This window comes from Nocardioides sp. (assembly GCF_036401255.1).
In the GTDB taxonomy this organism is placed as follows: domain Bacteria; phylum Actinomycetota; class Actinomycetes; order Propionibacteriales; family Nocardioidaceae; genus Nocardioides.
This window is the reverse complement of record NZ_DASWVI010000077.1, coordinates 1-6,581: the sequence shown is the minus strand read 5'-3', so window position 1 is coordinate 6,581 and position 6,581 is coordinate 1. Positions and strand designations below refer to the sequence as shown.

Below are 6,581 nucleotides of genomic sequence, written 5' to 3'. Positions count from 1 at the left end.
CCGAACTGCCGGGGGACGAAGAGCAGCGCGGCGCCGAGCGCGGCCAGGTAGACGGCCGCGGCCGTCAGGAGGTTCTTCACCATGAGCAGCTCCGCCGTCTCGACACCTCCCTCATGGTGGTCGCCGCGGCCTCGGCTCGCGTGCACCGCGAGCTCGGCGTCCGAAAACCTGGCAGGCCGGTCCGTCGAGACGGCCCGAGCCGCACCGTGGGCGCCCCTCCCGAACAGCGCCGCCATGCCCCGCGAGGTCGCCTCGCCGGAACCTGCGGTCAACCTCGATCCACCGATGCGTGGTGGCTCAGAAGGTCAGGACCTCATCGGCGTCGACCGTCCACTCCGCGAGCTGGTCCATCGTGGAGCGGTGGGCGGGCTCGATGAGGCGCTCCTCGGCGAGGCCACGTGCGTCGAGACAGGTGCCGCAGCAGGCGATGGTGCCGCCGTGGCGCGCGAAGGACTGCAGCATCCGGTCGAGCGCGTAGTAGCCGTCGGGGGTCTTCTGCCCGGCGACGGCGCAGGTCACGCCGTCCCCCATGAGGAAGACGGTGACCTCGGCGTCGTCGCGGCGCGCGAGGGCGTTCGCCAGGCGGATGGCGTTGTAGGTCTCGTCAGCCCCGTAGGCCGGACCGTTGACGATCAGGAGGATGTTCTTCGTCATGGCGCCAGACCACCCCGGCGCCTCGCTGCACACCAGGGCCGGACGGGGTACGCCGGGCGGGTCGAAGTTCCCGGTCGCCGTCGTCGTGCCGTCGGCGGTGCGCGAGTCCGGGCCAGGTCACGGCGGATCGCGGCGGTCGCCCGGCGTGATGAAGCCGGACTCGTAGGCGTAGATGGCGGCGTGCGTCCGGTCGCGGAGGCCGAGCTTGGTGAAGACCCGGTTGACGTGGGTCTTCACCGTGGACTCCGAGACGTGGAGGGCGTCGGCGATCTCGTGGTTCGTGCGGCCCTCGGCGATGCGGCGGAAGACGTCGGACTCCCGATCGGTCAGCTGCGTGAGCTCGGGGGCTGGGCCCCCGGGCCGTGGCCGGTGCATGAACTCTCGGACCAGGCGGCCGGTCACCTCCGGCGCGAGCAGGGCGGTGCCGTCGGAGACGACCCGGACCGCACCGACGAGCTCGGCGGCGGTCGTCGTCTTGAGGAGGAACCCGGAGGCGCCGGCGTGGAGGGCGTCCCAGACGAGCTCGTCGGCGTCGAACGTCGTGAGCACGATGACCCGTCCCTTCCACGCCGGATCGCCGCACAACCGCCGGGTGGCTTCGATCCCGTCGAGTCGCGGCATCCGGATGTCCATCAAGACGACCTCGGCGACCAGCTCCCGCGCCCGGGCGACCGCCTCCTCGCCGTCGGCGGCCTCGCCGACCACCTCGATGTCCGCCGGGCCGCGCAAGATGGCGGCGAAGCCGTCCCGGACCAAGGACTGGTCGTCGGCGACCAGGACGCGGATCGTCATGAGCCCGCCAGGGGGAACTCGGCCCGCACGAGCCACCCGTGGCCGTCGGTGCGCGGCTCCGCATGCAGTCGGCCGCCGTACAGGGCGGCGCGCTCCCGCATTCCGGTCACCCCGTAGCCCGGCGCCGCGGGCGCCCCGGGCAGCGCGCGCGTTCGGCGCCCGCTGTCCACCACCTCGAGGAGCAGGGCGGTCGGCTCGAACCGGAGGCGGACCTCGGCCGCCGCGCCCTCGGTGTGCTTGCGCACGTTCGTCAACGCCTCCTGCGCGATCCGGTAGACCGACAGCCCCATCCCGCGCGGGAGTGGCCGAGGGGTGCCGGTGATCAGGAGGGTGGCGTCGGTCCCGGCGGCGCGCGAGGCCTCGACGAGGCCGGCGAGATCCTCGAGGGCCGGTTGTGGGTCGCGCGGCGGATGTCCGGGCGCACGGAGCACCCCGAGCAGGTGCTTCATCTCGTCCATCGCCTCCCGACCGGTGTCCTGGACCTGCCGCATCGCCTCCTTGGCGCCGTCGGGATCGACGTCGACCAGCTGCTCAGCCCCCGTGGCCTGCACGACCATCGCGGTCAGGCTGTGGGAGACGATGTCGTGGAGCTCCCGGGCGATCCGGGAGCGCTCCTCGTCCGCCGCGCGGGCCACCCGCTGCCGGGCGGACGCCTCGATGTGGCGCGCCTCCTCGTCGGAGGCCGCGGCGGCGGCCGCGTGGCGGCGGACCAGGTGTCCCGTCCCCCACGGCGCACCGGTCAGCAGCCATCCGAAGCTCTGGTCGGAGAGCCCGTGGCCATCCAGCGCGATCGCCGCCGTCACGAGAGCCAGCGACGCGCCGAGGGCACCGAGACCGGCGGGGAGGTCGCCATAGCGGCCCCCGGTGTACATCGCGATCACGATCGCGGGCAGGGTCATCGACTGTGCCGCCGTGTCCACGCCGGCCGCGGTCTGGACGAGGATCAGCACCAGGACCACCGGGCCGACGACGAGAGGCAGCCGGCGCCGGAACCCGAGCGCGACCGTGATGCCGGCCATGGCGGCGAGCGGGGCCAGCCGGTCGTCGGCGATGTCACCGAGCACGATCTCGAGCGCGCCGGCACCGCCGACGAGGCCCGCGATCAGCAGGTCCTCGCGAGCCGGGAGGATCCCGGCCGCCGGCGTACGCGCTCTGCCCACGGCACGAGTGTGCCAACGAATGCGTGCGTGCACGTCCATCTCCAGGTCAGTTCCGCCGACCTCGAGGTGGGGACCGCCCGATCCCCAGGGCAGCAGGTATGCCCTCGAAGCCGATGCGCCGCGCCGGGGCGGACCAGCACGGTGGAGGCGGATCACACGTCGACAGAGGAGGTCATCATGTCCGCCACCCACCCCCGGCTCGAGAACCACGCTCCGGCTGCGCTGCACCGGAGGCTCACCGCCATCGGTCTCGCCGGCTCGGCACTGCTGGTGGGCGCGGCCAGCCTGATCGCTCCCGCGAACACGGGCGGACCCGAGGAGCTCTACACGATCGGGACCGAGTCGGCCGCCCGGATGACCGCCGAGGCCTACCTGCTCACGCTCTCGTCGGTGCTCCTGGTCTTCGGAGTGATCGGGGCCGCCCGGTTGGCCACCGGGCGCGGCCGCCTCGCCGCACGGATCGCCGCCGGACTCGGGGTCCTCGGTGCCCTCGGGCACGTGGCCTACTCCGTGTTCTCGCTGATCGCGCTGGCCCTGGTGGACTCCGACCTCCCGCGGGCCACCGTCATCACCGCCCTGGAGGCCATCGACGCGAGCGCCGGCGTCGGGCTGATGGTGCTGCCGCTCATCCTCGCGTATGCGCTCTCCGTCCTCGTCCTGCCGATCGCCCTCCACCGGGCAGGACTCGTCCGGCTGTGGGTCGTGGGGCTGGCAGCGGCCGCCGTCCTGGTGGAGGTCGTGGTTCCGGGCACGAGCGTGCTGACCAATGCCAAGTACCTCTTCGCCTTCGTCGCCATGGCCGCGATCGCCGTCCGCATCCTGCAGCTCGACGACGAGCAGTGGCGCGACCCGGCCCTGGCCGGCGTTCAGCGCAGCCGGTCGGCGAGCTCGACCAGCGACCGCGGGGCGAGGTCCGGGGCGCTGAAGTAGTCCGGGTAGGGGTCGCCGGCCCGGTCGATCCACGCGGTGGCGAGTCCGGCGCGGGCGGCGCCGTCGATGTCCCACGGATGGACGGCGACCAGCATGGCGTCGGCGGGGCCCACGCCGCACTGCTCGAGGGCGTAGGCGTAGGCCTCGGGTGCGGGCTTCCACCGGCCCGCCTGCTCGACCGAGAGCAGCACCTCGAAGTGGTCGCGGATCCCGGCCCGCTCGAGCAGGCCGTCGGCGACCGAGGTCGCGCCGTTGCTCAAGGTGACGAGCCGGAGGCCGGACGCGCTCAGCGCCCGGACCCCGTCGGGGACGTCGGGATGCACGCCGAGGCTGGTGAAGCCCGCCATGATGTGCTCGACCGCCTCGTCGGTCCCGCGATCCAGCGAGAGCCCCTGCAGGCCGGCCCGGAGTGCCCCGGCCGCCAGCTGCGCGAACGGGGCGCTCGCCTCGACGGCGGTCAGGGCGAACCCGTCGCGCAGCAGCCCGGCGAACCACGTCTTCGCCAGGTGCGCGGGGGCACCCACGTCCTCGAAACGCGCCCCCATCGGCGACATGTCGGAGAGCGTCTCGTTGACGTCGAAGACCATCAGCTGCGGGCGATCGGCGGATCGGTTCGTCATCACCTCACCGTAGCTCCGGACGGGCTGCGATCCTCAGCGCGCGGGCGTCCCCGCGACCGGGCGGCGGCGTACCGGCCGGCGGATGGCAGACCCGGGCTTCGACGCCAGCAGCGCGTCGAAGTCGTCGGCGATCGGCGTCAGCCGGGACTCGTCGACGAAGACGGCGCCGTCGCGGACCTCCTGCACGAGGTCGCGGCCCAGGACCGCCCCGGCCGTGCCCATGCCGCCCCAGATCGTGGCGTTGATGCCGAACATGTGCTCGGTGCTGCCGCCGGCCAGGAACAGGCCGGGGACGTGCGTGGTGACCCGCGGCCGGAACGGGCCGAGGTTCTTGATCAGCGGGGCGATGCCGTAGCAGGAGCCGTCGGTGCTCAGCGTGAAGCGCTCCTGGGTGATCGGCGTCGACGCCTCGCAGAACACCATCCGCTCGCGCAGGTCGGGGATCATCAGCTCGGCGGTGTCGAGCACGCGCCGGGTGAGCTCGTCCTTGAGCCGGCGGTAGTGCTCGTCGCGGCCGTACCCAGCGCCGTCCACGGCACCGTCCGGGACGTTCCAGAACGCGTGGTCCTTCGGTGCCCAGCTCACCAGCTCGAGCGTCGAGTAGCCCGGCGGCGCGGAGTGCGTGCCCTCCGGGTCCTTGGCCGTCGGACAGCTGATGCCGACCGGCATCCGCTCGGGGCAACGACCCGCGGCGACCTCGCGGTAGTAGCCGTCGACGTCGTTGGTCGGCCAGACCCACGCCAGCGGCGGGGTGTCGCGCTCGCGCAGGTCGACGTCGAGGGCGACGTACACCGCGAACATCGGCAGGGTCATCTCGAGATTCGCGAGCCGGCGCCGCAGCCGGCGGGTCAGGTGCTCCTCGCCGACCAGGTCGGCCCAGGTGCGCTTGAAGTCGGCCGCGGAGACCACGACCTCGGAGCGGATCTCCTCCTCACCCCGCAGGCGTACGCCGACCGCCCGGCCCTCCTCGATGAGGATCCGCTCGACCCGGGCCTTGGTGCGCACCCGGCCGCCGTGGGTCTGCACGACGTCGGTCAGGTGGGCGCCGATGACCTGCCCGCCGCCGCGCGGGTAGTAGGCACCGGCCTGCAGGTAGTGGTGCAGGAAGCCCGCGTGCATGGCCACCGGCGTACGGTGCGGCGGCCAGGTGTAGTCGCCGTTCTCGGCGAGGATCACGGCCTGCGCGTCGGCGCTGAGCCCACACGCGGCCATCAGCCGGGTGATCGGCCAGATCCCCCACCGCAGCAGGGCCCACGGGCGGCGACGCGGCCGCTCGCCGGCGGCGATGGTGCGCATGATCGACACGCAGCGCCGCAGGCCGGCCTCCTCATCGGGGAACGCCGCGATCAGCCGGTCGAGGTAGGTGTCCCAACCGGTCGGCGTCTGGAACGTGGTGCCCGGGACCATGATCTGGCAGTGGCCCTCGGGGCGCTGGCGCAGCCAGTTGATGCGCTCGGTCAGCGCGAGCCCGGTGAGCGCGGTCTGCATCCGGCCGCCGGGGCCGCACTCGCCGACGTAGTGGGTGCCGACGTCGAACTCGAACTTGTTGCCCGCGCGGCGGAACACCTGGGTGCTGCCGCCGACCACCTGGTTGGCCTCGAGGACCAGCACCCGCTTGCCGTTGGCCGCGAGGTACGCCGCGCAGGTGAGTCCGCCCGGTCCCGCGCCGACGACCACGACGTCCCAGGTCTCGGCGTCGGCGGGTGTCTGGGTCATGCGGGCCTCCTCGGGTGATCTGGAGTCAGACTCTAGTTCACTTCGGGATCAACCCGTCGAGCAACATCAGTCCCGCCTCGACGACCGCCGCCTCGACCCGCTCGGGCGTCAGTGCCAGAGCGTCGCGGCGCAGCGCGAGCGCGGCGACGCCGTTCCAGGCGCCGAACAGGAACGACGACATCAGCTCGGGGTCGACCTGCCGGATCGCACCGGCGTCGACGGCGTCGCGGATGCTCTGCTCGAACTCGCGCCGCAGCTGGCTGAACCGCGCGACGACCTCCTCCTCGACCGGCGTCCGCGGGCCGCGCTCCCCCGTCGCGGTCAGGTACTTCACCACCGTCGGGTGGTCGAGCAGCAGCCGGAGGTACGCCGCCCCGACGCCGGCGAACCGCTCGAGCGGCGTCGTCTCGGCGGCGTACGCCGAGCGCAGGGTCTCGGTCGCGACCGCGAGCACCCGCTCGGTGACCGCCGCGAGCAGCGCGTCCTTCGTCCCGAAGTGCACGTACACCGAGGCCGGCGAGATCCCCGCCTGAGCGGCGACATCCTCGATCCGGATCTCCTCGGGCGCCTGCTGGGACACGAGCTGTTCCGCGGCATCGAGGAGCAGTCCGCGAGTGCGCTCCCGTCGTCGTGATCCGCGCGCAGCGGCGTCGCTCTCCACGGGCCCAGCGTAGGGACGGACGGACTAGGGCCGAAGGAGGAACGGCAG

At 73.1% G+C, this 6,581-nt stretch carries 8 protein-coding genes; 1 reads left to right on the top strand and 7 read right to left on the bottom strand.

The genetic code is table 11. The features are described 5' to 3' along the window. From VGD85_RS03585 to VGD85_RS03570, 4 genes are all read right to left on the bottom strand, one after another. Nucleotides 1–272, bottom strand: a 272-nt coding sequence (locus tag VGD85_RS03585; protein WP_331062078.1) for a hypothetical protein, incomplete at its 3' end; no start/stop codon positions are given. A 25-nt stretch (nucleotides 273–297) separates the two neighbouring features. Then, nucleotides 298–654: a DsrE/DsrF/TusD sulfur relay family protein gene (locus VGD85_RS03580; protein WP_331062077.1), complete on the bottom strand. Its 357-nt coding sequence runs from the start codon at nucleotides 652–654 to the stop codon at nucleotides 298–300. A 117-nt stretch (nucleotides 655–771) separates the two neighbouring features. Beyond that, a complete protein-coding gene (locus tag VGD85_RS03575) occupies nucleotides 772–1,446 on the bottom strand; it encodes a response regulator transcription factor (protein ID WP_331062076.1) in 675 nt (224 codons plus the stop codon). Next, nucleotides 1,443–2,606 (bottom strand): sensor histidine kinase, encoded by a 1,164-nt coding sequence (locus tag VGD85_RS03570; protein ID WP_331062075.1) that lies wholly within the window; start codon nucleotides 2,604–2,606, stop codon nucleotides 1,443–1,445. The genes VGD85_RS03575 and VGD85_RS03570 overlap by 4 nt, the downstream gene beginning before the upstream one ends. Before the next feature lie 177 nt (nucleotides 2,607–2,783). Here VGD85_RS03570 and VGD85_RS03565 point away from each other — a divergent pair, with 177 nt between their 5' ends. Then, nucleotides 2,784–3,536, top strand: coding sequence for a hypothetical protein (locus VGD85_RS03565; RefSeq protein ID WP_331062074.1), 753 nt, complete (start codon nucleotides 2,784–2,786; stop codon nucleotides 3,534–3,536). Here the strand turns inward: VGD85_RS03565 and VGD85_RS03560 are convergent. From VGD85_RS03560 to VGD85_RS03550, 3 genes are read right to left on the bottom strand one after another with little or no spacing between them, the layout of a single operon-like run. Beyond that, the gene (locus tag VGD85_RS03560; protein WP_331062073.1) at nucleotides 3,473–4,156 is read right to left on the bottom strand and encodes a haloacid dehalogenase type II; all 684 of its coding nucleotides are present in this window, start codon (nucleotides 4,154–4,156) and stop codon (nucleotides 3,473–3,475) included. The two genes, VGD85_RS03565 and VGD85_RS03560, sit on opposite strands and share 64 nt — an antisense overlap. A 33-nt stretch (nucleotides 4,157–4,189) precedes the next feature. Next, nucleotides 4,190–5,872, bottom strand: a complete 1,683-nt coding sequence (locus VGD85_RS03555) for an NAD(P)/FAD-dependent oxidoreductase (protein ID WP_331062072.1) — start codon at nucleotides 5,870–5,872, stop codon at nucleotides 4,190–4,192. A 37-nt stretch (nucleotides 5,873–5,909) separates the two neighbouring features. Beyond that, complete coding sequence (locus tag VGD85_RS03550) at nucleotides 5,910–6,533, bottom strand: TetR/AcrR family transcriptional regulator (protein WP_331062071.1); 624 nt, start codon at nucleotides 6,531–6,533, stop codon at nucleotides 5,910–5,912. Nucleotides 6,534–6,581: the final 48 nt, after the last annotated feature.